The organism is Rhodococcus sp. NPDC019647, from assembly GCF_044389235.1.
Taxonomy (GTDB): domain Bacteria; phylum Actinomycetota; class Actinomycetes; order Mycobacteriales; family Mycobacteriaceae; genus Rhodococcus_F; species Rhodococcus_F oxybenzonivorans.
The window spans coordinates 1-24,314 of sequence record NZ_JBIRXS010000011.1 but is presented as its reverse complement, the minus strand read 5'-3'; the positions used below and the strand labels follow the sequence as shown (position 1 = coordinate 24,314).

Genomic DNA, 24,314 nt, shown 5'->3' with positions numbered 1-24,314 from the left:
GAGCTGCGATGCGCACGGTGAGCGGTGTGGTGCGAGTGTTCGTCGAGTTCCTCGTGCTCTGGGGGTCGTCAGCGCTCGCGATCATCGTGCTCGACCGCCTCCTCGGCGGGGTTTCACTGGACGGGTCGAGTTTCACTCCGCTGCCGACCCTGCCGGCTGCGCTGATTCTCGCATTGGTGTTCGGCGTACTCAGTGCCGCCCTGTGGCCGGTGATGATGTGGCTGATGTCGTGGATCGGTCCGGTGCTGCTGTTCATCGGGGTGTTCCTCGCCGGCGGCGTGATCATGCTGCTGGCGCTGTACCTGGTACCGGTCGCGGTCGTGGACCAACCACGAGATGCGTTCGTCCTCGCAGCGCTGCTCTCATTGTTCACCTCCGTGGTGTCGGGCGCTATCGCGTCTCGCTCCGATACCGCGTACCGAGTGATGCAGGTGCGTCGTCAGCGATTTCGGCTGCGGCGCAACGTCGACCTCGGGAACGCGTCCCCGGGGCTGTTGTGCATCCAGATCGACGGCCTCGGTTACGACGTGCTGCGTCGCGCGATTGCCGATGGTGTCACGCCCGGACTGGCGAAGTTGGTGCGCCACACGCACAGGCTGCGGCCCTGGCACACCGATTGGAGCAGTCAGACGGGTGCCACCCAGCTGGGGGTGCTGCACGGTTCCAACCACAACGTGCCGGCGTTTCGTTGGTACGACAAGGCGACCGGGCACATTTCGGTGTTCAGCAATCCGGCCGACAACGAGCAGCGCGAACTCGAAAGAACCGACATCCCCGGCCTGCTGGCACACGACGGTTCGAGCCGCGGAAACCTGTTCACCGGTGGCGCGAACGACAACGTGCTCGTCGTCAGCCGCATGCGCGGTGCGCGCCTCGGCGGCGGTGCCGGCTACAGCGACTATTTCGCCGACCCGGCGAGTGCGCTGCGCACGTCGCTACGAATGTTCGGCGAGGTGCAGCGAGAACTACGCCAATCCCTACGGCAGAAGCGCAAGGACATTCAACCGCGGGTGCCGCGGGGCGGCGTTTATCCGTTCGTGCGGGCGTTCGCGACCGTGCTTGCCACTGACGTTTCCGTCGCCGCGGTGGTCGGTGATCTGATCAAGGGACGCAGCGTCGTCTACGTCGACCTGATCGGCTACGACGAGGTATCACACCACTCCGGCATCTCCCGGCCCGAGACCCTCGCGGTGCTGTCCAAACTGGACGACATCGTCGAGATGCTGCTCGCCGTGGTGGAACAGTCCGATCGGCCCTACCGCGTCGTCGTGCTGTCCGATCACGGGCAGAGCCAGGGCGCGACCTTTCTTCAACGCTACGGGGAAACCTTGGGGCAGTTGATCATCCGACTCGGTGTGCAGCGAGAACCGACCGCAGTCAAGCGTCACTGGTACGAGCGCGAACCGGACGTCTCCGCACAACCCGGGGCGGAGGGGCGCGGCTACGCCGCGGCCAGCGTGCACGCACAAACGGCCGGCGAGGATGCGCACGCTCCCGCCGGCGAGCCGATCGTGCTCGGCTCAGGCAACCTCGGTCTGATCTACTTCCCGGACCTGCCCGGACGGGCCGACGTCAACGCCATCGAGGCCGCCCACCCTGGCCTGCTCACCGGTCTGCGAGAACATCCAGGAATCGGTTTCCTGCTGGTTGCCGCACCCGGCGGGTCCGTCGTTCTCGGGCCTCGAGGTCAGGTCGACGTCGCAACAGGGGAGGTCACAGGGGAGAACCCGCTCGCTGTGATGGGCCCTGACGCGCTGGAGAAGGTGCGACGTACCGACAACTTCGACAACGTTGCCGACATCATGGTCGGCGGTGCCTACTGGCCCGACACCGACGAGGTCGCGGCGTTCGAGGAGCAGGTCGGCTCGCACGGCGGCATGGGAGGACCCCAAAGCACCCCGTTTCTCATCTATCCAGCAGACCTGCCCGCACCGCCCGACCCGCTGCACGGCGCCGAGGCCGTGCACAAGGTGCTCGTCGGATGGCGGGATCATGCCCTCGAGTCAGACCCAGATGCGTCGGTGACCGGAGTACCGACCTGATCGGTGCAGTCGCGGACCCGACCGTCCTTTGTGCCGAAAGCGTTTCGTATTTCTTTGACGGAAGCACTCGCACGATCGTTGACGACGTGCGACGCTGATCATTGATAGTGATGCATTGACCGGCCGGCTAGGAGCAGGCGATGACGTCCACTTATGCGAATCCTGCCGATTCCGGATGCTCACCGTCGATGGGTCCGCCCACGATCGGGGTGGAAGAAGAATTCCTTCTCGTCGATCCCGAGTCGGGCGTCCCACTTATGTGTAACGCTGCCGTCGCCGCGGCCGGGCAGGCACTCGACATCGAACTGCAACTCGAACTCGCGCAATGCCAGATCGAGACAGCGACCCCGGTGTGCGCCACCATCGCGGACGTGTGCCGGCAGCTGCACCGGGCCCGGTCCTCGACGGCAGCCGCAGCCGCGCGCGCCGGAGCCCGCCTGTTGGCCGCCGGTGTTCCTGTGGTGGGACCGCCACCCCACATGATTACCGATCTTCCGCGCTACCAACGGATGGCGACCCATTTCGGATCACTGGCCGAACAGGTGATCTGCGGCTGTCACGTTCATATCGGCGTCCCCGACCGTGACATCGCCGTGCAGATCAGCAACCATATTCGACCCTGGATGCCCGCTTTGCTGGCCTTGACCGCGAATTCCCCCATCCTCGCCGGTCGGGATACCGGGTACGCGAGCTGGCGGCACATTCTGTGGACTCGGTGGCCGAGCGCCGGGCCGCCGCCGTATTTCCGGTCGGCGCGCCACTATGACGACGTGGTCGCGACGATGCTCGATTGCGGAAGCATCCTCGATACCGCAATGATCTACTGGGATATCCGGTTGTGCGCGCACCAGCCGACCATCGAAATACGGGTCAGCGACGTTCCCGCTACTGTCGAGGAGACCATTCTGCTCGCCACCCTGGTCCGTGGATTGGTCACCACGGCACGAAGGTCGATCGACCGTGGTGACCTCGCTCCACTCGTCGACTCCGAAGTTCTCGGCGCGGCGTATTGGCGGGCTTCCCGCGAGGGCATGGACGGACACGGCGTCGACGTGATCACCCAACAGGTAGTCCCCGCAGCCACAGTGCTCTCGCGACTACTCGCCCACACCCGTGCAGCACTCGAAGAAACCGGTGACTACACCCGCACCAGGGAGGCGATCGCGCGAGTCCACGCCCTTGGTAACGGCGCTCAGCGGCAGAGATCGGCATTGCACGCAGGCACCATGGCGGACGTGCTCGCGGTGCTGACTCCCCACGAGTGCGAGATCCGCGGGCCGGAGTGAGTACCGACGATGGTGCCGTCAGCAGGCGGCGTCATTCTCTAGCGCCGTTGTCCCTCGGCGGGTGATACTGAGATGACGCCCCGCGTGGCTGTCGCTGCCCGCTTCAGAAGAGAGGTCTCGCAGTGAATGACACCGATATCGACGAACTCGGGCCCATCGACTACCTCGTCGTGGAGTTCCCCAGTGATCGACAACCCGACGGATCGGCACTTCCTCACCTGATCGACCTGGTCGAGCGCAACATCATCCGGGTGTACGATCTCGTCTTCGTCCGGAAGGAAACCGACGGATCGATATCCGGTATCGAGATCGAGGATCTCGGCTTCGAGGGCGGCGTGGATGTGACGCTGTTCGCCGAGGCGGCGACGGGCCTGGTCGACCCAACGGACCTCGAGGAGGCGGCCGCCGTACTACAGCCAGGTTGTTCCGGAGCGATCCTGGTGTACGAGAATCGCTGGGCCGCACCGTTCGCCTCGGCACTGCGGCGCGAGGGCGCCCAACTCGTCGCGTCCGGGCGCATCCCCGTCCAAGGCATTCTGGCAGCGCTCGACGCACTCGACGAAACCACCGGCTGACGCACCGAATACTCGAAAGCGGAGGAATATCATGCCAGGACTTCTACGCGGGATGGCCCGGACCGCTGTCGTGGCGGGCACCGCGACCGCCGTCTCCAACCGGGTATCGCGACGGCAGGGACAGCGGTGGGCGGCGAACCAGCCTGCACCACAGCAGGAAGCGGCTCCGCTCCCTGCGTCGAGTCAGCCCGCACCGCCCTCCGGTGGCATGGATCGCATGGCCGCCCTGAAGCAACTCGGCGAACTCCGCGATCAGGGAGTTCTCACCGAGGAGGAGTTCAACGCGGAGAAGGCCAAAATCCTGGCGTCCTGATCCAACCTCGAGTGGACGGAGCTCCGAAAATGGAAGGCTTTTGGGAATTCTTCTGGTTCATCTTCGTCTGTTTCGCCTTTGCGGCGTATCTGACGGTGCTGTTTTCGATCATTACCGATTTGTTCCGAGACCATGAAACTTCGGGGTGGGTGAAGGCGATCTGGATTTTCTTCCTGTTCATCATTCCCTTCTTGTCGGCGCTGATCTACCTGATCGTCAGGAGTGACGGCATGGCGAAGCGATCGATGGCCGCTGCCCAGCAGTTCAGGCAGACGCAGGATTCCTATATCCGGGACGTCGCGGGACAGTCACCCGCCCAGCAGATCGCGGATGCCAAGGCGCTGCTCGACTCCGGGACGATCACCGACGCCGAGTTCCAGGCGATCAAGGCGAAGACACTGGCGTAGATTCGGTGGGTAGTGCCAGCATCGCGGGCATGTCCGTGATGATAATTTCTGGGGGAATTGATAGGTCGCGACCCTCGCATGACGGAGAATGGTAAATAGCGGACGAGGCACCCGAGAGTCCGCCCGTCATGGAGAGGACGCAACGAGCCATGGCGACCGACGTGATCGACAGTGCACCCGGACGCGACACCAGTGCCGCGCGGCCGCCTGGGCATCGACGCTGGCTTCCCGACCGGTACGCATTCGGCGGACTGGTAATTGCCGTACTGTTCGTGTGGCTGTCGTTGACGCCGACGCTTCTGCCCCGTGGGCCGTTCTTCCAGGGACTGGTTACCGGTGTGTCGGCTGCAATCGGCTACGCCGTCGGGTTTCTCGGCTCCAAGTTCGTGCGCTATCTTGTGCAGCGGGAGGCATCGGACCACGTGAAGACGATGGTTCGCCGGACGGCGGCGGTCGTCGGTCTCGTCGGAACCGCAGTGATGCTGGTGTGGTTCGGTAACTGGCAGGCTGAACTCCGGGAAATTATGAGCGCGGCGCCCTTCCCATGGTGGGGCTATCTCGTCATGGGGATCGTGGCGTTGCTGGTGTACGTCGGGTTGGTTGCCACGGCCCGGGTGCTGCTGCGGGCCGTGCGGTGGGTCGAACGCAAGATCAGCCGTGTGGTGCCCCGGCGGATCTCGGCGACCGTGATCGGAGTAATAGTCGTAGCGCTGGTATTCGCACTGGTCAACGGGGCTGCAGTTCGCGCGATCATGTCGGGTCTGAACAGCTCGTTCGCCGCCGTCAACCAGGAGACCAAGGCCGGCGACGAGCCGCCTACGTCACCGCTGCGATCGGGCGGGCCGGAGTCGCTGGTGACGTGGGATTCGCTGGGACGGCAGGGCCGCTCGTTCATTTCGCGTGGCCCGTCCGTCGAAGACTTGTCTGCGTTCAACGGCGGTCGAGCCGCGGTGGAGCCGATTCGGACCTACGCGGGGCTCGCCAGTGGCGGTGATTCGATCCGCGAGAACGCCCAGGTGGCGGCGGACGAGCTGGAACGCGCCGGCGGGTTCGATCGTGCGGTGGTGGGCGTGGCGACCACCACCGGCACCGGGTGGATCAATGAAAGTCTCGTCTCCTCGCTGGAGTACATGTACAACGGCGACACCGCGACGGTCGGGTTGCAGTACTCATATTTGCCGAGTTGGCTGTCCTTCCTCGTCGACAAGGAGCGGGCTCACCAGGCCGGGGAGGCGTTGTTCGACGCCGTGTACGACAAATGGGAGAAATTGCCACCGGAGTCCCGCCCGAAACTGGTGGTGATGGGTGAAAGCCTCGGTTCCTTCGGTGGTGAAAGCGCTTTCGGCAACGTCGACGACGTCGAGGCCCGCACCGACGGTGTGCTGTTCACGGGACCGCCGAATGCGAACGAGATCTGGACCGACGTCACCACGAACCGCGATCCGGGCTCGCCCGAATGGCTTCCGGTCTACGAGCAGGGTGAAACGGTGCGCTTCGGGGCGCGGGCGGCGGAGGATCTGCCGCGCCCCGATGCCCCGTGGGGGCAACCACGGATGGTCTATCTGCAGCACCCGTCGGATCCGATCGTCTGGTGGTCGCCGGAGTTGTTACTGCGCGAGCCGGACTGGCTGAAGGAGGAGCGCGGTTACGACGTTCTCGACAGCACGCAGTGGTTCCCGTTCGTGACGTTCTTCCAGGTTGCGGCGGACATGGCGGTGTCCACAGGTGTTCCGGACGGACACGGACATTCCTACGTCGTCGATATCGCCGATGCGTGGAGTGCGATCCTGCCGCCCGACGGCTGGACTCCGGCGGATAACGAGCGCCTGCGGACCGAGCTCGCCGAGATGGGTGCCGACGGCTGACAGTCTGTTGGCGCGTTCTGGATCAAACCCCGGCTCCGGCGCGGCCGAGTTCGCGTTTGAGGATTTTGCCGGTGGCGGTCATCGGCAGGGCGGTGACGAATTCGACGGTGCGGGGGTACTTGTAGCTCGCCATCTGCTGCTTCGCCCAGGCGATCAGCTCGTCTGCGGTGACCTGTGCGCCGGGTTCGAGAATGATGTACGCCTTGACCTCCTCGCCGTGGCTGTCGTCGGGGACACCGACGACGGCGGCGAGGGAGACGGCGTCGTGGCCGAGGAGGACCTCCTCGATCTCGCGGGGATACACGTTGAATCCGCCGCGCACGATCAGGTCCTTGGCCCGGTCGACGATGTAGTAGAAGCCGTCGTCGTCGACGCGAGCGAGGTCGCCGGTCCGGAACCAGCCGTCGCGCACCACTTCTGCGGTGGCGTCCGGTCGGTTGTAGTAACCCTTCATGACGTTGTGGCCGCGCAGCGCGATCTCGCCGATCCGGTCGGCTCCGGTGACGGTGTTCCACTCCTGGTCGACGAGCCGGGCCTCGATTCCCCACACAGGGACGCCGATCGACCCGGGCCGTGGCTCACGGCCGGGGTCGCTGAACGTCGCGAGCGGTGACGTCTCGGACAGTCCGTACCCCTCGAGGATCTGCACCCCGAAGCGGTCGGCGAACCGGGTGAGGATCTCCACCGGTAACGCGGCGCCACCGGAGATCGCGAGGCGCATGTTGCCGGCGATGCGAGCGATGTCGGCGGGGTGTTCGTCGAGGGCGCCGAGCAGACCCCAGTACATGGTGGGCACCCCAGCGAAGACCGTGATGTTCTCCCGTTCGATGAGGTCGAGTGCGGCGGCGGCCTCGAACCGGGGCAGCAGCACGAGGGTCGCCCCCACCGAGATCCCGGCATTGAGGGTGACGGTCTGGCCGAACGAGTGGAATAGCGGCAACGTCACCAGGTATCGGTCGTGAGTGGTAGGTGTGCTCTCGAACAGGCGGTTGGCGGTCAGCGCATTGAGCACCATGTTGGCGTGTGTGAGCTCGGCGCCCTTCGGTTTTCCGGTGGTCCCGCTGGTGTACAGGATGACGGCGGTGTCGCCCGCTTCGCGCACGACGGTCTCGAAGGCGGCGTTGTGTGGCGCCATGGCGTCGGTCAGTGTGCCGATGCCGTCGATCGTCACGGGCGCGTCCGGGTCGGTGGTGATGCGGAACATGCTGCGGCAGTGCGGACTCTGCGCGAACGCGGACCGCCCGTACTCGCCCATCGGCAGGTCGGGAGTGCCGTCGTAGCAAAAATACGCCGTGGCGTCGGAATCGGCGAGGTGATAGGCGATCTCACGCTCCTTGAGCAGCACGTTGAGTGGCACGACTACCGCACCGGCTTTGAGGATGCCGTAGTAGACGACGGGGAACTGCGGGATGTTGGGGCAGGAGAGCGCAACCGTGTCGCCGGGTTGGACACCCGTCGACACCAGCAGGTTCGCGACCTGGTCGGACCGGGCGTCGAGATCGGCGTAGGACATCCGCTCGTCGCCGAGAATCAGGGCGTCACGGTCGGGGAATCGGCGGACGGAGTCTTCGAGAAGTACGGAGAGGTTCAGCACGGGACACTTTCTCGGAGTAGGAAGGTGGGCGATGCGCTAAGACAGCGCGGCGGCGGCCGTCGAGTCGATCAACTCCCGGAGCAACTCCTCGGCGTACGGCCAATACCCGTAGCCGGCGGCGGGATTGAGGTGACCGACGGCTCCGAGGTCGACGAGCCGGCTGCCCCACGACTCGGCCATTCCGGCGACTCGGCGGAAGCGAGCCATCGGATCGTTGGTGCTGGCGGCGACGACGCTGGGGAACGGCAGCCGGCGCCGGGGGACGGGCTCCCAGCCACCCTGCTCGAGGTCCTCGGGGGTGGGATACCCCGCGGGCAGTGGTTCCTCGAGGTCCGGTGGAGTGGCGAGCAGGGCGCCCTGGACCGGGCGGGTGCACCGCTGGGCCCAGTGGACTGTGATCGCCACTCCCGCACTGTGCGCGACCAGGACTACCGGGCCGTCGATGTCGGTGAGGACGTCGTCGAGTGCCGCGATCCGGGCAGCCAGGCTGAACTTGTCGCGTTCGAGCGGCGGCACCGTTCGCACGGTGTCGAGTCTCTCGGCGAGCAGCGTCTGCCAGTGGTCGGCGACGTGGTCGCGCAGTCCGGGAACGATCACCACGGTCGGTGAGGTGGAGGTAGTCACGAGTGGCTCCGGTTTCCTATGAGGTAGCGGTGAGGGCGGCGAGCTTGCGGCGTCCGGCCGGGTAGGCGCGCTTGCCGAGGATCAGGGCGACGATCGCGACGATGTAGATCAGGGGTGCGATCTGTAATGCGGTGACAAGCCCGAAGCGGTCGGCCAGCACCCCGACGACGAACGGTCCCAGTGCCAGTCCGAGGAGGTTGTTGGCCAGGGTTAGTGTGCCGAAGGCGGAGGCACGCACCGACGAGTGGGTGAGGTTCGCGACCATGGCGGCGATGGGACCGGACGAGCCGGCGGAGAAGAAGGCACCGATGCCGATCAGAACCAATTGGAGCGTGCCGGAGGGCATCTGGAAGCCGGTGCCGAGGAAGACGAGGGAGATTACGCCGAAGACCACCGCGGTGGTCCATTTACGCGCGGGATCGTTGCGGCTGATGCGGTCGGTGATCATTCCGCACACCACCATGCCGCTGCCGACGAGGAGGACGAAAATCGACGCCATCGCGCCGGCCTTGTCGAGTGCGAGGCCGTAGGAGCGGTTGAAGAAGCTCGGCAGCCAAGCCAGCAGGACACCCGCGGTGAACATCTGGAGACCACCACCGACGTAGGCGAACACGACGGCGGGGGTGGTGAACAGGCTCGAGATCGGCGCCCGGAATCCGGTGGGACCGGGTGTGTCGGCCGGGTCGTCGTCGGCCGCATGCAGAGCCAATTTTCGTTCGGAGACGAGAGCCCGGAAGAGGGCGACGAGCATGAGTCCGAAGACGGCCATGGCGGCGAACGACCAGCGCCAGCCGAGGTTGACAGCGATCACGCCACCGAGGGCGACGCCGATCACGGACCCGAACGATCCGCCACCCATGAAGGCGCCGCTGAGCGTGGAGTGCACTCGCGGGGCGAACACGCTGAGGACGACGGCGATGCCGACGCTGCCGTAGGCGGCCTCACCCACGCCGACGAGGAATCGGGCTCCGAGCATCTGCTCGTAGCTGCTTGCCACCGCGCAGAGCAGTGTGGCGATGCTCCAGAGCACGGCCATCAGGACCAGGCTCTTCACCCGGCCCCACCGGTCGGCCAGCAGCGACAGCGGGAGCGTCAGCAGGCCGACCATCAGTGCGACGATGCTGCTGAGCGACGCCAACTGCGAATCGGTCAGCGTCCATTCGGCTTTGAGGATCGGAAAAACGGCACTGAGGACCTGGCGGGACATGTAGTCCGACAGCAGCAGACCGAAGGTGAGTGCGAAGACGATCCAGGGATAGAACCGGGACCGGGAGGCCGGTGCGGTCTTCGGGGCAGTGGTCTTCGGGGTGGTGGTGTTCAGGGCGGTGGTGGCAGGCAGTCCCATGAGGCCTCCTATGGCGGACAGGAGTGATAAAGGGGTGGGGAGAGAGCGAGCGGCGATCTGCTCGGCTCTCTCCCCGGTCACGATGCGAGTTCCCCCGGCACCGACACTCAGGCGTGCTGGGTGAAGCCGAGCTGTCCCGGCCGGCGGCTGGGCGCGAATCCGATCTTGGCGAGGGTCTCCTCGGCGTCGGCGTACCGCTCGTCGAGCTTGTAGATCTCGCGGGCCTCCTTGCCGGTGGCGACCTCGCGGCCGAGTTCACCGGCGATGCGGACGAGTTGCTCGATTTGCTGAACGGAGGTGATCTTCTCGCCCTTGCGACCCCAGATGGTGTCCTCGTTGCCGCAGCGGGCGTGCAGGCCCATGGCGATCGCCATGGTGTTCATCGGGAGCACGCTGCGCATCAGGGTTTCGAGGGTGAGCACGGCGCCGTCCGGGGTGCGGCGGATGAACTCCATCATGTTGTACGGGTTGGGGCCGTCGAAGCCGCCGCCGATGCCGACCCAGGTGACCATCAGCGGGCCGGTGTACACGCCGCGCCGAATGAGGCGTTCGACAGTTTCGAGCTGGGCTACGGTGGCGAGCTGGAAGTGCGGCTGAATTCCTGCGGCCTGCAGACGCTTCAGGTGCTCCTCCACCCACGACGGTCCGGAGGGCACGACCATCTCACGGTAGGCGTCTGCGATCTCCGGACGCAGGAACGAGGTGCCGGCGATGTCGTCGGCGGTCATCAACTCCATGATGTTCATCTGGTTCGTGTTGATGGCGATGGTCACCTGGTCGGGCTTCGGGTCGAGTTCGGCGAGCATGTGCCGAGCGTCGTCGCTGAGCCACTTCGCGTCGGCGCCTTCACCTTCGGGTGCGAACGAGATCGATCCGCCCACCTGCAGGATCATGTCCGGTACGGCCTCCCGGAGGCGGCCGAGCAGTTCGTTGAACTTCGACAACCGCTTGGAGCCCTTGCCGTCGAGTTCGCGGACGTGGATGTGCAGGACGGTGGCGCCGGCCTCGTAGCAGTCGACCGCCTTCTGGACGTGCTCGTCCATTGTGAGTGGCAGGTCTTCGCGGAAGTCGTCCGGCTCCCACTCGGGGCCGTACGGGGCGGCGGTGATGACCAGCTTCTCCTGGGTCTCGGGGAAGAGGGCGTCGTCGTGGAAGTGCATGGGTGTTCTCCGTTCGAGGTGGTTCGGATCAACAGGGGGAGAGAAAGTTTCAGAAGGGCCGATCGCCGATGATCCCGGCGCGTTCCATCTTGCGGACGGCGGGCCAGTAGTCCTGGACCGCGTAGTGCTGGGTTGACCGGTTGTCCCAGATCGCGACGCTGTTCTTGGTCCAGCGCCACCGCACCTGGTACTCGGGAATCGACGCCTGGCTGATCAGGTAATTGAGCAGGTTGCTGCTGCCGGGCGCGTAGTCGATGCCGTACCGGATGTGCTCCGGGGTGTGGTAGTTGACGAAGTGGGTCGCGAAAGCATTGACGAACAGGATCTTTTCGCCGGTCTCCGGGTGCGTGCGCACCACGGGGTGCTCGGCGTCGGGGAATCTCTGGTGCAGCGCCTGCCGCTGTTCCGGCGGCTGCGCGGCACCGAACGACGCCTCGATGCTGTGCCGGGCGCGTAGTCCGTCGATCTGCTTCTTCACCGCGTCGGGCAGCTTGTCGTAGGCCAGGGCCATGTTCACCCAGATGGTGTCTCCGCCGATCGGGGGCGTCTCCACGCAACGGAGCACGCAGCCCATGGGCGGATTCTCGCGCCAGGTGGCGTCGCAGTGAAAGGCATTCTCGTAGTGGTCGGCCGGGCTGTCGAGGTCCTTGTAGATGCGCACCAGCCCGGGGTGGTCCGGGTCGCTCCCCACGGCGGGGTGGTCCTCGAGCGGGCCGAACCGCTCGGCCAGCGCCACGTGCTCGGCGCGGGACATGTCCTGGTCGCGGAGGAACAGGACCTTGTACTCGAGCAGCAGTTCCCGCAGTTCGGCGAACAGGGCGTCGTCGCGGGCGGCATCGCCGAGGTTCACGTCGAACAGTTCGGCGCCGATCGAGCAGGTGAGTGGTGCGATCCGGAACGACCCGGAAGGGGAGAGGATCGTGTGTGGTTCGGGCGAGTAGGTCAGTTGCGCGGTGTCGGTCATGGTGGTGTCTCCGTCGGGGTGAATGTGGTGGCCCGCTGTCAGAGTCGGAACACGGAGGAGCCGATGCTGCGGCCGGATTCGAGATCGTGGTGCGCCTGGACGGCGTCCTCGAGCCCGTAACTCTGGTTGATCTCGATCCGGATCCGGCCGGCCTCGACGTGTCCGAACAGTTCACCGGCGAGTTCGGCGCGCTCTGCCGGGTCGGCGATGTAGTCGGCGAGAGCGGGGCGGGTCACGAACAGCGAACCCTTGACTGCCAACTGCATCGCGTTGATCGGCGGAATCGGTCCGGAGGCCGTTCCGAAGCACACCAGCAGTCCGCGCCGGGCGAGGCAGTCGAGCGAGGTCTGAAAGGTGGACTCGCCGATGCTGTCGTACACCACCGGGACGCCGGCGCCGTCGGTGATCTCGCGAACCCGCTCGGCGACGTTCTCCCGGGTGTAGACGATCACGTGCTCACACCCGTGGGCGCGGGCGATCGCGGCCTTCTCGTCGGTCGACACCGTGCCGATCACGTTGATGCCCAGCAACTTCGCCCACTGAGTGAAGATCAGGCCGACGCCCCCGGCCGCCGCGTGCAGCAGCACGGTGTCGCCCGCCTTCAGCGGGTAGATGCGGCGCAGCAGGTATGCCGCGGTCAGACCCCGCATGGTCATCGCAGCCGCGGTGTCGAAGCGAATCGCCTGCGGCAGCGGGATCAGCGGTGCGGCCGGCATCACGCGTTCGGTGCTGTAGGCGCCGAGCGGGCTGCCCGTGTAGGTGACGCGGTCGCCGACCTGCACGTGGGTCACGCCGGAGCCGACCTCTTCGACGACACCGGCCGCCTCCACACCCATGCCTGCGGGTAGTTCGGCCGGGTAGAGGCCGGTACGGAAGTAGGTGTCGGCGAAGTTCAGTCCGACGGCCTCGTGCCGGATCCGGACTCCGTGGGGGCCGGGCTCTCCGACCTCGACGTTCTCCCACTTCATGACCTCCGGAGCGCCGTGCTCGTAGAACCGAACTGCCTGTGCCACAGTGTTTCTCCTCTTCAACGTGATGATCGGTGCGGTGCCGCGGCTGGCCGCTCGCGGCCGGTTGGCGGGGTTGATTCGGTGTGGCCGATCACCTCTCCGCGCCGCTTCTGTGATGCACCTAACAGTACGGTCATGCGGGGCCCGGCGCTTATCCTGACGGGACAGTCGGCCTATCATTCTGGGACAGGCAATCGGAGGTGGCATGAAACCCCTTGCGCGCTACGCGTCGCTGAATGGCTACCTGGAGCTGTGCCGGTCGTTCGGGATCGACCCGGCGCCGTTGATGAGATCCGCGGGCCTCGATCCGTCCGGCCTGGCACTACAGGACCGGTGGGTCCCGGCCGCGGCGATCGCGCGCCTCCTCGAGCAGTCGGTGGAGGCGTCCGGGCAAGAAGACTTCGGAGTGCGCCTTGCCGAACGCAGACAGTTCTCCAACCTCGGCCCGCTCAGTCTCGTCGTCCGCGAGGAACCCGACGTCCGCAGTGCCCTGCGCGTGCTCACTCGGTATGCGCACACGTACAACGAGGCGTTGCGGACGCGGATGTCCGAGGTGAGCGGCCTGGTGACCCTCCGCATCGAACTCGATCTCGGCGAGGCACTCGAGACTCGGCAGTCCATCGAACTCGCGGTCGGCGTGCTGCACCGATTGCTGCGCGACTTCCTCGGCGGCGGCTGGAGACCCCTCACGGTGTGCTTTCCACACCCGGCGCCGGCGGACACGGCAACGCATCGGCGATTGTTCGGTCCAGTCGTCACGTTCGAGAACGAGTTCGCCGGCATCGTCATCGAGGCGGCCGACCTGGACGCGCCGAACAAGATGTCCGACCCGCTCCTCCGCCCCTACACACAGCAGTTGCTGGACTCCTGGGAACCGGTCGACGACGTGACGATCGTGAGCCGGGTCCGCGAGCTGATCGAACTACTGCTCCCCACCGGCCGCTGTTCCGTCGAGCAGGTGGCCCGCAGTCTAGGTGTGGATCGGAGGACTGTGCACCGCAGGCTCGCGGAGAATGGTGAGTCGTTCTCGACGGTCCTCGACAGCACCCGCGCCGAGCTCGCCGAACGGATGGTGGCGAATCCTCGGCTGAGTCTCACCGAGATCGCGGACGTGCTGGCTTTCTCGGCGCCGAGCAACTTCTCACGATGGTTCCGCGGGCACTTCGGGGTCAGCCCCAGCCGTTGGCGGGAGCAGCGAACGGGTGAGCGCGGTTAGCTCATGTCTTCCGGGCACGGGGCGGCGAAGGGGGGCGTTGATGGTCCCGAGGTCGAGGCACACCACAGGACGAGCCAGCTGTCGAAGAGGATTTCCCAGTTCCGCCCCCGCGGCCGGTGGCGAGTGCTTGGATTGAGGTATGTGCCGGTGGATGGCCTACTCGGGTGAACCGATCCTCGCGGAGGACCTGTTGTTCCGCCCTAAACACTCGCTGATCGATCAGAGTCTGCACTCGCGTCTCGGGGCGACGACCACCAATGGTGACGGATTCGGCGTCGGCTGGTACGGCGAAGGCAGTGAGCCGGCGGTGTACAAGAGCATCGAACCGGCCTGGAACGACAGCAACCTGCGGGAGATCGCCGGCCAAGTGCGAACGCGGATGCTGCTTGCTCACGTGCGTGCCTCGACGGGAACACCGGTGCAGCGCAGCAATTGTCACCCCTTCCGGCACGGGCGGTGGTTGTGGGTACACAACGGCGCCCTGCGCGGATTCCACGAGATCAGACGCGACCTGGTGATGGCCGTCGACCCGGCCCTGTTCCTCGACATCGAGGGTTCGACAGATTCCGAAACGTTGTTTTTCCTCGCCCTCACATTCGGCCTCGCCGACGATCCTTTCGGTGCGGTTGCCCGCGCGGTCGGCTTCGTCGAAGACGTCGGCCGAGCACACGGTGTCGACCATCCGGTGCAGATGACCGTCGCCACCACCGAGGGTGAATCGCTGTGGGTCTTCCGGTACTCGAGTGAACGGCAGTCGAGGTCGCTGTTCTTCTCCACCGAACTCGCGAAGCTGCGCGCATTGCACCCCGAAGTCGAGGTCTTGCACGAACTGGGTGGGGAGACTCGTTTCGTGGTTTCCGAACCCCTCCGCGACCTCGAAGGCGCGTGGAACGAGGTGCCCGAGTCCTCCGCCGGAGTCGTTCGACCCGGGCAGGACGAGATCCGGCCATTCGAGCCGATCTCACCCGGCTGAGTGCAGGGCCTCTCTCTGCGAGAATGGACTTCCGCACCGATATCGAAGGAGTCGCCATGACTGAACCGATCTTCGACAAGTCGGAGCAGCTGAAGCAGGTCGAACAGGGAATCCTTCCCGGTGAGCAAATCATCGCCGTCTACGACTGCATCGGCGCGGGTACCGGCTTCCTCGGGATGACGAACCTGCGCGTCGTGATCCAGGACAAGAGCTTCGTCGGCAAGCGCACCGCGATCACGTCCATCCCCTACAAGCACATCCGGTCGATCGCATTCCTCAGCAACAAATCGTGGGCCGGCCAATTCTTCTCCTCCAGCAGCATCGCCCTCGCCGTCGCTGGGACCACATACGAAGCCGACTTCCGCGGCGTCGACAAGGCCCATCACGTTCACACCGTGATCCTCGGACACATCACGTGATGTGGCGGAAACTGTAAGTTTTTCGAACTCGCAAGGTGACGTGCCTGGCGACGGGGTGGAGAGCTCGCCAAGTGCAACGTGCGACGTCGTGATCTCGTGCAGGTGGTCCCTGTGCCGGAGGATTCACGTAACGCCGGGAACCCCGTCAAGAAAGACGGAGCAATCTGTGTCAACATCAAATTCGTCTTTACCTATCATCGCGAGAAAATAGAAGACGGGCTGCGGTCGGCACCTGCAAGCGAAAAAGCCTGGTAATCACCATCGTTGCCGACCCACAATCCGGGGGTACCTTCGTGCGCGCAATGCTTGGGGGACCTTGCTGGTAGCCGGAGATATACCGGATCAGCTCGTCAACGGGCTGCCAGTGGTGGCCACCACTGCCCGCACCACCGGTGACTCTGCCCGCCGTCGGCACCGATGTCGAGCACCTGGCCACGGCGGTCCGCGACGTCTCACCCGAGGACTGACCGCGATAGCCGAGATGATGGCAGATGCTGTCCCGCGGCGAGTGGACGCCCGTGTTGTCCACGGCCCTATCCTGACACGGACGGTACGCGGTACACTTCTGGCACCAGCGGAGGTGATGCACATGCTCGTCGACCGAGATCGCGCACGCGACTCGATCCATGCCTTGTCGGACCCGGACCTCGTCGAGCTGTTGGTCGAGGAATTCTCCCGCCGGCCGGCCCTGCGTCCCGTCCGCGACGACGTGACGGCGCTGCTGTCGATGAGCCCTGCGCTGGCACGTCAACAGGAGCGTGCGGTGGCCAACCCGGCCGCCGCGGCCGTCGCCCGGACGCGAATCGTCGCATCGGTACTGAACTCGATCGTCGACCAGCACGAGATGCTCGACTCCACCGCCGTCAGCCGTGTCCTGGGAAAGGCGGCAACCAGCCGGAACACTGCAAGCCGCTTGTCGGCGTCCGGCACGGTGATCGCGCTACCGGTGTCGGGACACAAGCTGTATCCCGCCTTCCAGTTCGACGCCGAACGCCGGCTGGTCCGCCCGATCGTCGCCGAAATCAACCGCACCCTGGGTGCGAAGGAGGACCCGTGGGGGGTAGCGTCCTGGTGGCTGAGCCCGACCGACTTCGCCGACGACCCGCGATCACCGGCTGCGCTCGCCGTCGAAGGCGGGCACGATCAGGATCTGCGGGACATGGCCGACGACCTGACGCAGGATTGAATCGGCAGTGACTTACCCGGATCCACCCACACCGTTGCCTGCTGCCCTGATTACCACGATCCCCGCCGATACGTCGCTGTGGCGCATCCACAGCGCCACCCGCGATGCCGCGGAGTTGAATCCCACCGCCCGACCTCGCGCGCGCGTCGGGGGCCGGTTCGACAGTCTCGACGGCTCCTACGCGTACCTGTACGTCGGTGACAGCCCGGGCGCGGCAGTTGCCGAGACGCTCTGCCGCAACCTGCCGGTCGACCAGTCCCCTCGGCTGATCCCGCAGGTGAAGATCGCCCGCCGGGTGCTGAGCGAACTGCGGACCACCCGCATCGTCCAGGTCGTGGATCTGACCGGGACCGGGGCGTCCCGGATCAATGCCGGCGCCTGGTTGTCGAAGTGCGACCCCTCAGGGTATCTACACACCCGTCGATGGGTGGCCGCGATCCTCGCCGCGAACCCCGATGTCGATGGTGTGCAATACCGTCCCCGGCACGACGAGAACACTCTCGCCTGGATGCTGGCCGACGAGCCCGCAGCACATATCCATCCCGCCGTCACCGCGGTCGGAGGCGTGATCGCGCTCGACTCCGCAGACGGCCACTACCTGTTGGGTGCGATTCTCACCGCGCACAACGCGGCACTCGGACCTTGATCCGCCCACTGGGCGCTCGATCTGTTCTCGATGGCCGATCCAGGGGCCACTCCGATCCCGCATACGGATCGGTCACAGAATGCTATACCCGCCCTACAGTTGACAGAAGTCGAAGTGCCGGCACCGCGGAAAGGATTGGCTGTCAATATAGTTCGCGTCACCGGTATGCTCCGGCGGCGAGGGGAACTCGGCGACGGAGCCCGGCGGTGGTCAGATCCAGGGCATGTCGGGGTCGAGGGAATGGGAGATCACGCCGTCGTCGGGTTCGAGGGGGTAGTTCGCGGCGTGGTACGTGGCGCTGGAGTTGCCGAACAGGTCGACGCCGCCCGGCTGGGTGAGTGAGGTGCCCGGCTCATAGAGTTCGACCTGCTCGGGGACATCCTCGTCGGGGGCATCGCAGGCGACCATGGGCCACGCGTTGGCGCATCCGATACGGTCGCGCACCTGGAAGGTGTGCGGGAAGTTCGGTCCGGCGGCATCGGTGGGTACTGCTGCGGCGGTGGCACTCTGGGCCAGTACGGCACCGAAGGCGAGGGCGACGCCGGCTGCGGCTGCGGCTGCGGTGCGTGTTGTGGTCGAGGACATTCTGTGGCTCCTGAAGTTCGGGGTTTTGGTGTTCTCGGACGACTACTAGTTTTCGCCGGAAGTCGGCGTTCGATAACTCCCCGGAGGGGGTGGTCGGTGACCCGCAGGGGGAAAGGAACTACCCCTGGGAGGGGTTCCGCGGAGATCGCGCAATGTCTGTTTCGGCTCGGCAGGGGGAGTGGCTGCCCGCGCCGTCGGGCTCGGTGATCACTCGTCCCGGGTGCAGGGCACGCACCTATTCGAAAGAATCGAAATATGTTACGATTATTTCGAATGGAAGGGGTTCAGAATGGGTGCGCAGGCGTTGGATCAGCACACGTACCTGCCGCAGGCGGCAGAGGGCGCTGGGTTGGCGGAGGTGGTGGGGTTCCTCGATGCGCATGAGCGACGACGCGGCGACCGGGTGGAGCCGCGGTATCTGTTGGTCGGTGCAGGTGAGCATGATCAGGTGGAATTGCCGGCGGAGGTGCATGCGGCGCTCAAGCAGGTTGTGGCCGCATTGCAGGCCGGGCGTGCGGTGACGGTGGCACCGCGGGCGACGATGTTGACGACGCAGCAGGCCGCGGATCTGCTGGGAGTGAGCCGGCCGACGGTGCGCCGGCTGATCGATGTGGGGGAGTTGCCGGCGGAGAAGGTCGGCACTCGGCATCGGCTGTTGTTGCGCGATGTGCTCGAGTATCAGCAGCAGCGCCGGGCCCGCCAGTACGAGGCGCTCGCCCAGACGGCTGTCGAGATCGACGACGAGGACGATCCGGCGATGGTGGCTGAGCAGTTGAAGATCGCGCGACGGGCGGTCGCGGAGCGTCGGCGCACCCGCAGTGGTGGCGGGTCAGCTGCGATGGGTGGTCGATAGGGCTGCCGGGGTGTTCGCAGCAGTTCTCGATACCTGTGTTCTCTGGCCGAGCCTGCAGCGGGACTTTCTGCTGTCCATGGCCGTTGAGGGCTTGTACCGGCCGTTGTGGTCGGAGGCAATTCTCGACGAGCTCGAATTCCATGAGGCCGCCAAGCTCGAACGACGCGGGCACAGTGCGGCGGCGGCGCAAGCGACTGGTGCGCGGCTCGTGGGGACGATGCGCGAGCACTTCGACGACGCCCTCGTGACTGGCTGGGAGCCGCTCGAGGGTACGTTCTCGCTGCCGGATCCTGACGATGAGCACGTCGTTGCGGCCGCCGTCGTGGGCGGAGCCGGGGTGATCGTCACCCTGAATCGGAAAGACTTTCCAGAAGCCCAAATTCCGGGACACATCCAGGTGGTCTCGCCGGCGGAGTTTGCGGCCGATACGGTGTCGGTGTTACCGACTGCGGCGGCGCGGGCGGTCGAGATGCTTGCGACCCGCCTGGCGCGACCACCGATGACCGTGGACGAGGTCCTCGATCAGTTGGTGGCGCGTTACGGCATGGACGATGCGGTAGCGCTGCTGCGCGATCGAGGCTGATTGCCATCCGGACGTGGCCCTCACGTGCTGAATTGAGCTGTGCCGCGGCGGTTTAGCCGACCTCCTTAGCTAGCCAGTCAGTCGGCGTTTCATCGATGGTCTTGCCTCTGTTGGACTGCTTTTTCGTCAGGGTGCGAGGGCGCACATCGCCAGGTCGACGACGGCGTCCGCGTGGTCGTGGGTGAGTGGATGCGCTCCGCTCTGCCAGCGGTAGAACATCGGCGCCATGAACAACTCGAACGCGAGGACGAGGTCGACGTCGGGCCGCATCTGGCCGGCGTCCTGCGCGGAACGAAACCGAGCCGCGACGAACTCGAACTGCGGCCGGTAGATCCGCTCGACGATCTGTTTCTGCAGTGCAGGATCCTGCAGCGATTCGATGGACAGCGCCCGGAACAGTGGTTCGAATTCCGGTGAGGTGAACTCGTCGACCGTGGCCCGTAAAACCAGGCGCATGTCGGCGGCGAGGTCGCCGGTGTCCGGTAGGACCAGCGTCTCGTGAGCACGGGCCGCGTTCTGTTCGTGCAGGGCGTCCACGACGAGCGCACCCTTGGATCGCCACCACCGGTAGATGGTCTGTTTCCCGACCTTCGCGCGCGCGGCGATACCTTCGATACTGATTCTCGCGTAGGGCAGTTCGCGGATGAGTTCCTGCGTGGTTTGCACGATCGCGGCGCGGGACCGTTCGGAACGGCGGGGATTGTCGGCGGACGGCATGAACTGATCATAGACCAGACGAGACGTATCGTCTTGACTCAGACTTTCGCACGTGCCACTATTGACCGAGACGGACCGTTCCGTATCGAAAGGATGAAGATGACTCGCTCACACATCGCCATGGTCAGCATTCCGGCGCCCGGGCACGTCAACCCGAGCCTGGAAATTCTCCGCGAACTTGTCGAACGCGGTCACCGCGTGACGTACGCCAACGACGCCGCCGTCAAGGACGTCATCGAGAGCGCCGGGGCGGAGTTCAAGGAGTACACCTCGACGCTGCCGCGCGTGAACACCGCGGCTGCGACGGAAGGGTCGGAGAAGTCCTGGGAGGGAGACACAATCGATCAGCTCACCCTGTTCCAGACCGAGTACGAGTCGATGCTGCCGCAACTACGGTCGCTGTACGAGGACGACCGCCCCGACCTGTTCCTCTACGACATCGCGGGAGGGCCTGCCCGGGTTCTCGCCGAGGAATGGGGTGTGCCGATCGTGCAGCTGTCGCCGACGTACGTCGCGTGGGAGGGCTATGAGGACGACATGAGATCGTTCGTGGAAACGATGCGGGCAGACCCACGCGGGGCGGCCCTGTACGAACGGGAGCGCAAACTTCTGGTGGACAACGGTGTCGAGACCGACCCGGACGAGTTCTACGGGCGCCCCACCCGAGCGGTGGTGCTGATCGCGAAATCTATGCAGCCCAACGCCGACCGAGTGAACGAGGATGTCTACACGTTCGTCGGACCGGCGCTGCCCACCCGACGGCCTGCCGACGGCCGGTGGCGACGTCCGGCAGGCGCGGCCAAGGTGCTGCTCATCTCGCTCGGCGCGGCGTTCACCGATCACGCCGACTTCTACCGACGCTGCATCGAGGCGTTCGGCGACCTCGACGGCTGGCATGTCGTTCTGCAGATCGGGCAGCACGTCGACGTCGCCGAACTCGGAACCGTGCCCGGCAACGTCGAGGTTCACCGCTGGGTGCCTCAATTCGACATTCTGAGGCAAGCCGACGCGTTCCTCACCCATGCCGGCATGGGCGGGTCCAGCGAGGGAATGTTCACGGGAACCCCGATGATCGCCGCACCGCAGGCCACCGACCAGTTCGAGAACGCCGACGCCCTCGTGGCCGCCGGAGTGGCGGTGCGAGTGGACAGTTCGGAGGTGTCGGCCACCGGATTGCGGGACGCGCTCGCGCACATCGACACCGAGCCGGTCCGGCGCCGTAGCGCGGAGCTCGCGGCCGAGCTGCGTTCTGCGGGTGGGGTGGATGCCGCCGTCCGGGTGATCGAGGAATTTCTCGAGGAAAGATGCTCACCGATGGCGAGCAATGATGCGGGCCGTGGGTAGCTCGACGATCTGACGGGATCGGCAATCACGCGTTTTGAAGGGCTTCTCATTGCACCTGCCGTTGCCGCTGGCGCGTTCGACAGCCAAAGGCGGGCCTGGGTAACAGCACGGACGGGCTGGTGTGTCCCTGCAGATCACAGCACATCGTCAACCTGCCGCAGCGCGTCACTGATTCGTGAACGCGCGGCTTCGGCGAGACCCTGCACCGGCTGCGGCAGATTGGGTGATTCGACGAGGCCGAGGTGTTCCGCGATGGCGGATACGACGCGCAGGCTCTCAACAGTTGATGTGACGTATGATACTTCCTGATTCTTTCTGCTGCTCTCGATTCATGCGAATTGGTGAGGCCGCGGCGTATCTGAACATGTCGGTCGTGGGCGTCCGTAAGGCTGCGTCGGAAGGCCGGTTGCCCTCCCGGCGTACGGGTTCCGGTCAGCGCGTGTTTGATCGCGCTGACCTCGACGCCTACCTCGGCCGACCTGCCACTGACAACGCTCCGGTCGACCGGGTGGAAGCGTTGTACTGCCGGGTGTCCGGCTCGACTGGGCAGGAGTCCTCGCTCGCCGATCAGGAGTCGATGTTGCGCGAGAGCGCTTCCGGGTCCGTGTATCGGGTGTACAAGGATCGCGGTTCTGGTGTGCGGGAAACGCGGGCCGGTGTGGACCGGATGCTCGACGACGCCGCGAAAGGCCACTTCACGGTGGTGCGGGTGGTGTGGCGGGATCGGTTGGCCCGGTTCGGAGTCGCCTGGATCGAAAGGTACTTGTCGGTGGTCGGGGTTACGGTCGAGGTCCTGCGGGAGCATGGCGACACATCGGTGGGGGAGGAGTTGATGGATGACTTCATGGCGTTGCCGGCGTCGTTGTCGGGCCGGTTCTACCGGCTGCGGTCGAAACAGAATCAACGCCGACTTCTCGGGCGATGCGGCAGCGAGGTTGGAGGAGGGATAGCCGATGACTGTTGCCGGATTCACTGTGCCGCGTCAGTTTTCGTTCACCACCCGCCCGTACGCGGCGGTCGACGACGCTACCGGCGCCCCGATTGGGCTCGATACCATCGATTTTCGTGTTCGGTGGCTGCTGAACCTGATCGATGCCGCGCAATCGGAGTTGGTGTTCCGGTTGTGGCAACCGGCTACCTTCGATGCCCTTACCGCCGGACGTGACAGTTCGGGCCGGAAGCTCCCGGTGCAGGGGCATGTCGCTGCGGCGCGTCTGGGCTGGCACCCGACCTACCCCACCGGTGTGTACGTGCCATCGCGGGTGACCCGGGTGGTCACCTCCCAGGCGGTTGGCACGCTACGCACCTTGGCGTACCGGGATACCGCAATCGGGTCGCTGTCGGCCAGGTTCGACCCGGCTACCCGCCGACTGACGCCGCCCACCACGGCTGGCGACTATGTGCCGGCCGGCTTCGCGCGCGGCGTGGCACGGCAACTCACTGCGCGCTCGCGCGGCACTGGAAGCGGGGGTGGTCCCACTACTTGCTTGCGGATCACCGACGTGCAGGGACCGCCGCGGACGCCGGTGATGGCGAGGCTTTCCGCCGCCGACAAGCAGCTCTCGCAGATCACCGTCGCAGACGGTGTCATGGTGTTGACGGTCAAACTTCCCACGAATCCGGTCCCGACCGGGCGGGCGCACTGGCGGCGGGTCCGGTTGATCGCCGCGATCCCACCGCACCTGCAGACCAGAGCTATTACGGACTGGCATCTGCCGACTCTCGTCCTCGATCACCGAGGCCTGCTGCTGCGTTGCGCTGCCACCGAATCTGTTCCAGCGCCCGATCTGACGTCGGGATCTACGGCGGTGGGAGTGGATTGGTCACCGTCCACCCTCGGAGCAGCCGCCATCGTCACCGAAGGCCCGGACGGGTTGGTCTCGGACTACCGGGGCTTCACCTACGACGACCGGGGCCTGGGAATCAGGCTGGCCCGCCTGCAAGCGGAAGGTCAACACCTGCATCGTAAGGCTGCACGTTTGACGCGGCTCGCCGCGACCGCACCACCCGAGGTGCGCGTCAACCTGGAAAACAAGATCGCGGTCCTCGACGCCCACCGCGTCGCGGTCGGTGTCAAACGGGGCAAGATCAACCGGGAACTGGCCGTCCACTTCGCCCGCCACATCGTCGAGTACGCCGCCGCGGCGGGCGCGACGGTGATCGGGGTGGAAGACCTCAGCACCCTCGAAACCCGGGGGCACGGCCGGGTGAACAACAACCGGGCCGCGCAGTCCGCGCGCCGTAAAGCCGTCGACGCTCTCGCACACACGGCCGCGGGGGTCGGTGTGGCGGTGGTGTCGGTACCGGCCCGCGGCACGTCGGCGTTGTGCCCGGGCTGCAACGACAAGTTCTCCCGGCCGGGCGGCTATCACCGGGCGTGGTGCGCGCGGTGCAAGGTCGGCGGCAATCGTGATCACGTAGCAGGGGTGAACCTCGCCAAACGTGCACTACTGGGGCGCCGCGCAGCAGTCCACAGGCGCGGCCGGAACCCGGAAATTCGGATCGCCGAGCAGGTCAAGTCCCAGGGCGTGGTGTACGACGGTCGTCGCGTGACTCCTCGTAAGGGTTATGCAGTCAGAGCCGCAGGCGCCACCTCCTCGGCGGGTT

The 24,314-nt window shown here is 65.7% G+C and carries 23 protein-coding genes and 1 pseudogene; 16 read left to right on the top strand and 8 right to left on the bottom strand.

Going from position 1 to position 24,314, the window contains the following annotated elements; all coding sequences use genetic code 11:
* Window positions 1-8: 8 nt before the first annotated feature.
* The 6 genes from ACH49N_RS20230 (at window position 9) to ACH49N_RS20205 (ending at window position 6,488) form a co-directional block, all read left to right on the top strand.
* On the top strand, window positions 9-2,042 hold the full coding sequence (locus ACH49N_RS20230) for a phage holin family protein (protein WP_358274212.1): 2,034 nt from the start codon (window positions 9-11) through the stop codon (window positions 2,040-2,042).
* A 140-nt stretch (window positions 2,043-2,182) separates the two neighbouring features.
* On the top strand, window positions 2,183-3,328 hold the full coding sequence (locus tag ACH49N_RS20225) for a glutamate--cysteine ligase (RefSeq protein WP_358274210.1): 1,146 nt from the start codon (window positions 2,183-2,185) through the stop codon (window positions 3,326-3,328).
* Between the two features lie 122 nt (window positions 3,329-3,450).
* Window positions 3,451-3,903 carry a DUF6325 family protein gene (locus ACH49N_RS20220; RefSeq protein WP_358274207.1) on the top strand — a complete coding sequence of 151 codons (453 nt, stop codon included), beginning with the start codon at window positions 3,451-3,453 and terminating at the stop codon, window positions 3,901-3,903.
* Window positions 3,904-3,934: 31 nt separating this feature from the next.
* On the top strand, window positions 3,935-4,216 hold the full coding sequence (locus ACH49N_RS20215; RefSeq protein ID WP_159924470.1) for an SHOCT domain-containing protein: 282 nt from the start codon (window positions 3,935-3,937) through the stop codon (window positions 4,214-4,216).
* Window positions 4,217-4,245: 29 nt separating this feature from the next.
* Complete coding sequence (locus tag ACH49N_RS20210; protein WP_358274423.1) at window positions 4,246-4,623, top strand: SHOCT domain-containing protein; 378 nt, start codon at window positions 4,246-4,248, stop codon at window positions 4,621-4,623.
* A gap of 149 nt (window positions 4,624-4,772) precedes the next feature.
* A complete protein-coding gene (locus ACH49N_RS20205; RefSeq protein WP_358274206.1) occupies window positions 4,773-6,488 on the top strand; it encodes an alpha/beta-hydrolase family protein in 1,716 nt (571 codons plus the stop codon).
* Window positions 6,489-6,510: 22 nt separating this feature from the next.
* Here the strand turns inward: ACH49N_RS20205 and ACH49N_RS20200 are convergent, their stop codons facing one another.
* The 6 genes from ACH49N_RS20200 to ACH49N_RS20175 all read right to left on the bottom strand — a co-directional run bounded on the left by ACH49N_RS20200 (window position 6,511) and on the right by ACH49N_RS20175 (window position 13,188).
* Window positions 6,511-8,082: a long-chain fatty acid--CoA ligase gene (locus ACH49N_RS20200; RefSeq protein ID WP_358274204.1), complete on the bottom strand. Its 1,572-nt coding sequence runs from the start codon at window positions 8,080-8,082 to the stop codon at window positions 6,511-6,513.
* Window positions 8,083-8,118: 36 nt separating this feature from the next.
* Window positions 8,119-8,706, bottom strand: coding sequence for an alpha/beta hydrolase (locus ACH49N_RS20195; RefSeq protein WP_358274202.1), 588 nt, complete (start codon window positions 8,704-8,706; stop codon window positions 8,119-8,121).
* 16 nt (window positions 8,707-8,722) lie between these two features.
* The gene (locus ACH49N_RS20190) at window positions 8,723-10,051 is read right to left on the bottom strand and encodes an MFS transporter (RefSeq protein ID WP_358274201.1); all 1,329 of its coding nucleotides are present in this window, start codon (window positions 10,049-10,051) and stop codon (window positions 8,723-8,725) included.
* 107 nt (window positions 10,052-10,158) lie between these two features.
* A complete protein-coding gene (locus tag ACH49N_RS20185; RefSeq protein WP_358274200.1) occupies window positions 10,159-11,211 on the bottom strand; it encodes a 3-keto-5-aminohexanoate cleavage protein in 1,053 nt (350 codons plus the stop codon).
* Window positions 11,212-11,260: 49 nt separating this feature from the next.
* A complete protein-coding gene (locus tag ACH49N_RS20180) occupies window positions 11,261-12,175 on the bottom strand; it encodes a TauD/TfdA family dioxygenase (RefSeq protein ID WP_358274199.1) in 915 nt (304 codons plus the stop codon).
* 38 nt (window positions 12,176-12,213) lie between these two features.
* Window positions 12,214-13,188 carry a quinone oxidoreductase gene (locus ACH49N_RS20175; RefSeq protein WP_358274197.1) on the bottom strand — a complete coding sequence of 325 codons (975 nt, stop codon included), beginning with the start codon at window positions 13,186-13,188 and terminating at the stop codon, window positions 12,214-12,216.
* Between the two features lie 202 nt (window positions 13,189-13,390).
* Here ACH49N_RS20175 and ACH49N_RS20170 point away from each other — a divergent pair, with 202 nt between their 5' ends.
* The 5 genes from ACH49N_RS20170 to ACH49N_RS20150 all read left to right on the top strand — a co-directional run bounded on the left by ACH49N_RS20170 (window position 13,391) and on the right by ACH49N_RS20150 (window position 17,625).
* Window positions 13,391-14,401 (top strand): AraC family transcriptional regulator, encoded by a 1,011-nt coding sequence (locus ACH49N_RS20170; RefSeq protein ID WP_358274195.1) that lies wholly within the window; start codon window positions 13,391-13,393, stop codon window positions 14,399-14,401.
* Window positions 14,402-14,552: 151 nt separating this feature from the next.
* The gene (locus ACH49N_RS20165) at window positions 14,553-15,374 is read left to right on the top strand and encodes a class II glutamine amidotransferase (RefSeq protein WP_159924492.1); all 822 of its coding nucleotides are present in this window, start codon (window positions 14,553-14,555) and stop codon (window positions 15,372-15,374) included.
* Window positions 15,375-15,430: 56 nt separating this feature from the next.
* Entirely contained in the window at window positions 15,431-15,793 is a 363-nt protein-coding gene (locus tag ACH49N_RS20160) for a PH domain-containing protein (protein WP_358274193.1), read from the top strand.
* 589 nt (window positions 15,794-16,382) lie between these two features.
* Window positions 16,383-16,979 carry a hypothetical protein gene (locus tag ACH49N_RS20155; RefSeq protein ID WP_358274191.1) on the top strand — a complete coding sequence of 199 codons (597 nt, stop codon included), beginning with the start codon at window positions 16,383-16,385 and terminating at the stop codon, window positions 16,977-16,979.
* A gap of 7 nt (window positions 16,980-16,986) precedes the next feature.
* Entirely contained in the window at window positions 16,987-17,625 is a 639-nt protein-coding gene (locus ACH49N_RS20150; RefSeq protein WP_358274189.1) for an RES family NAD+ phosphorylase, read from the top strand.
* A gap of 210 nt (window positions 17,626-17,835) precedes the next feature.
* On the opposite strand, the gene ACH49N_RS20145 is transcribed toward ACH49N_RS20150, so the two are convergent.
* Entirely contained in the window at window positions 17,836-18,210 is a 375-nt protein-coding gene (locus ACH49N_RS20145; protein ID WP_358274187.1) for a hypothetical protein, read from the bottom strand.
* Window positions 18,211-18,499: 289 nt separating this feature from the next.
* Between ACH49N_RS20145 and ACH49N_RS20140 the strand changes: the two genes are divergently transcribed.
* Window positions 18,500-19,063, top strand: coding sequence for a helix-turn-helix domain-containing protein (locus ACH49N_RS20140; RefSeq protein ID WP_159924498.1), 564 nt, complete (start codon window positions 18,500-18,502; stop codon window positions 19,061-19,063).
* A gap of 10 nt (window positions 19,064-19,073) precedes the next feature.
* Window positions 19,074-19,646, top strand: a complete 573-nt coding sequence (locus ACH49N_RS20135; protein ID WP_358274185.1) for a PIN domain-containing protein — start codon at window positions 19,074-19,076, stop codon at window positions 19,644-19,646.
* 126 nt (window positions 19,647-19,772) lie between these two features.
* On the opposite strand, the gene ACH49N_RS20130 is transcribed toward ACH49N_RS20135, so the two are convergent.
* Window positions 19,773-20,363 carry a TetR/AcrR family transcriptional regulator gene (locus ACH49N_RS20130; protein WP_159924500.1) on the bottom strand — a complete coding sequence of 197 codons (591 nt, stop codon included), beginning with the start codon at window positions 20,361-20,363 and terminating at the stop codon, window positions 19,773-19,775.
* A gap of 93 nt (window positions 20,364-20,456) precedes the next feature.
* On the opposite strand from ACH49N_RS20130, the gene ACH49N_RS20125 reads away from it, so the two are divergent.
* The 3 genes and pseudogenes from ACH49N_RS20125 to ACH49N_RS20115 form a co-directional block, all read left to right on the top strand.
* Entirely contained in the window at window positions 20,457-21,707 is a 1,251-nt protein-coding gene (locus tag ACH49N_RS20125; protein ID WP_397504753.1) for a macrolide family glycosyltransferase, read from the top strand.
* Between the two features lie 295 nt (window positions 21,708-22,002).
* Window positions 22,003-22,551 (top strand): annotated as a pseudogene (locus ACH49N_RS20120) (recombinase family protein); the annotation flags it as partial.
* Window positions 22,552-22,660: 109 nt separating this feature from the next.
* Window positions 22,661-24,314: zinc ribbon domain-containing protein (locus ACH49N_RS20115; RefSeq protein WP_358274182.1), on the top strand; the 1,654-nt coding region annotated here is incomplete at its 3' end.

Excerpts from the sequence above, each read along its gene's own strand:
- ACH49N_RS20140 (WP_159924498.1), top strand. The coding sequence starts at position 18,500 with ATGGGTGCGCAGGCGTTGGATCAGCACACGTACCTGCCGCAGGCGGCA.
- ACH49N_RS20205 (WP_358274206.1), top strand. The coding sequence starts at position 4,773 with ATGGCGACCGACGTGATCGACAGTGCACCCGGACGCGACACCAGTGCC.
- ACH49N_RS20145 (WP_358274187.1), bottom strand. The coding sequence starts at position 18,210 with ATGTCCTCGACCACAACACGCACCGCAGCCGCAGCCGCAGCCGGCGTC.
- ACH49N_RS20130 (WP_159924500.1), bottom strand. The coding sequence starts at position 20,363 with ATGCCGTCCGCCGACAATCCCCGCCGTTCCGAACGGTCCCGCGCCGCG.
- ACH49N_RS20190 (WP_358274201.1), bottom strand. The coding sequence starts at position 10,051 with ATGGGACTGCCTGCCACCACCGCCCTGAACACCACCACCCCGAAGACC.
- ACH49N_RS20160 (WP_358274193.1), top strand. The coding sequence starts at position 15,431 with ATGACTGAACCGATCTTCGACAAGTCGGAGCAGCTGAAGCAGGTCGAA.
- ACH49N_RS20165 (WP_159924492.1), top strand. The coding sequence starts at position 14,553 with ATGGCCTACTCGGGTGAACCGATCCTCGCGGAGGACCTGTTGTTCCGC.
- ACH49N_RS20230 (WP_358274212.1), top strand. The coding sequence starts at position 9 with ATGCGCACGGTGAGCGGTGTGGTGCGAGTGTTCGTCGAGTTCCTCGTG.
- ACH49N_RS20210 (WP_358274423.1), top strand. The coding sequence starts at position 4,246 with ATGGAAGGCTTTTGGGAATTCTTCTGGTTCATCTTCGTCTGTTTCGCC.
- ACH49N_RS20170 (WP_358274195.1), top strand. The coding sequence starts at position 13,391 with ATGAAACCCCTTGCGCGCTACGCGTCGCTGAATGGCTACCTGGAGCTG.
- ACH49N_RS20185 (WP_358274200.1), bottom strand. The coding sequence starts at position 11,211 with ATGCACTTCCACGACGACGCCCTCTTCCCCGAGACCCAGGAGAAGCTG.
- ACH49N_RS20125 (WP_397504753.1), top strand. The coding sequence starts at position 20,457 with ATGAAGATGACTCGCTCACACATCGCCATGGTCAGCATTCCGGCGCCC.
- ACH49N_RS20215 (WP_159924470.1), top strand. The coding sequence starts at position 3,935 with ATGCCAGGACTTCTACGCGGGATGGCCCGGACCGCTGTCGTGGCGGGC.
- ACH49N_RS20155 (WP_358274191.1), top strand. The coding sequence starts at position 16,383 with ATGCTCGTCGACCGAGATCGCGCACGCGACTCGATCCATGCCTTGTCG.
- ACH49N_RS20180 (WP_358274199.1), bottom strand. The coding sequence starts at position 12,175 with ATGACCGACACCGCGCAACTGACCTACTCGCCCGAACCACACACGATC.
- ACH49N_RS20225 (WP_358274210.1), top strand. The coding sequence starts at position 2,183 with ATGACGTCCACTTATGCGAATCCTGCCGATTCCGGATGCTCACCGTCG.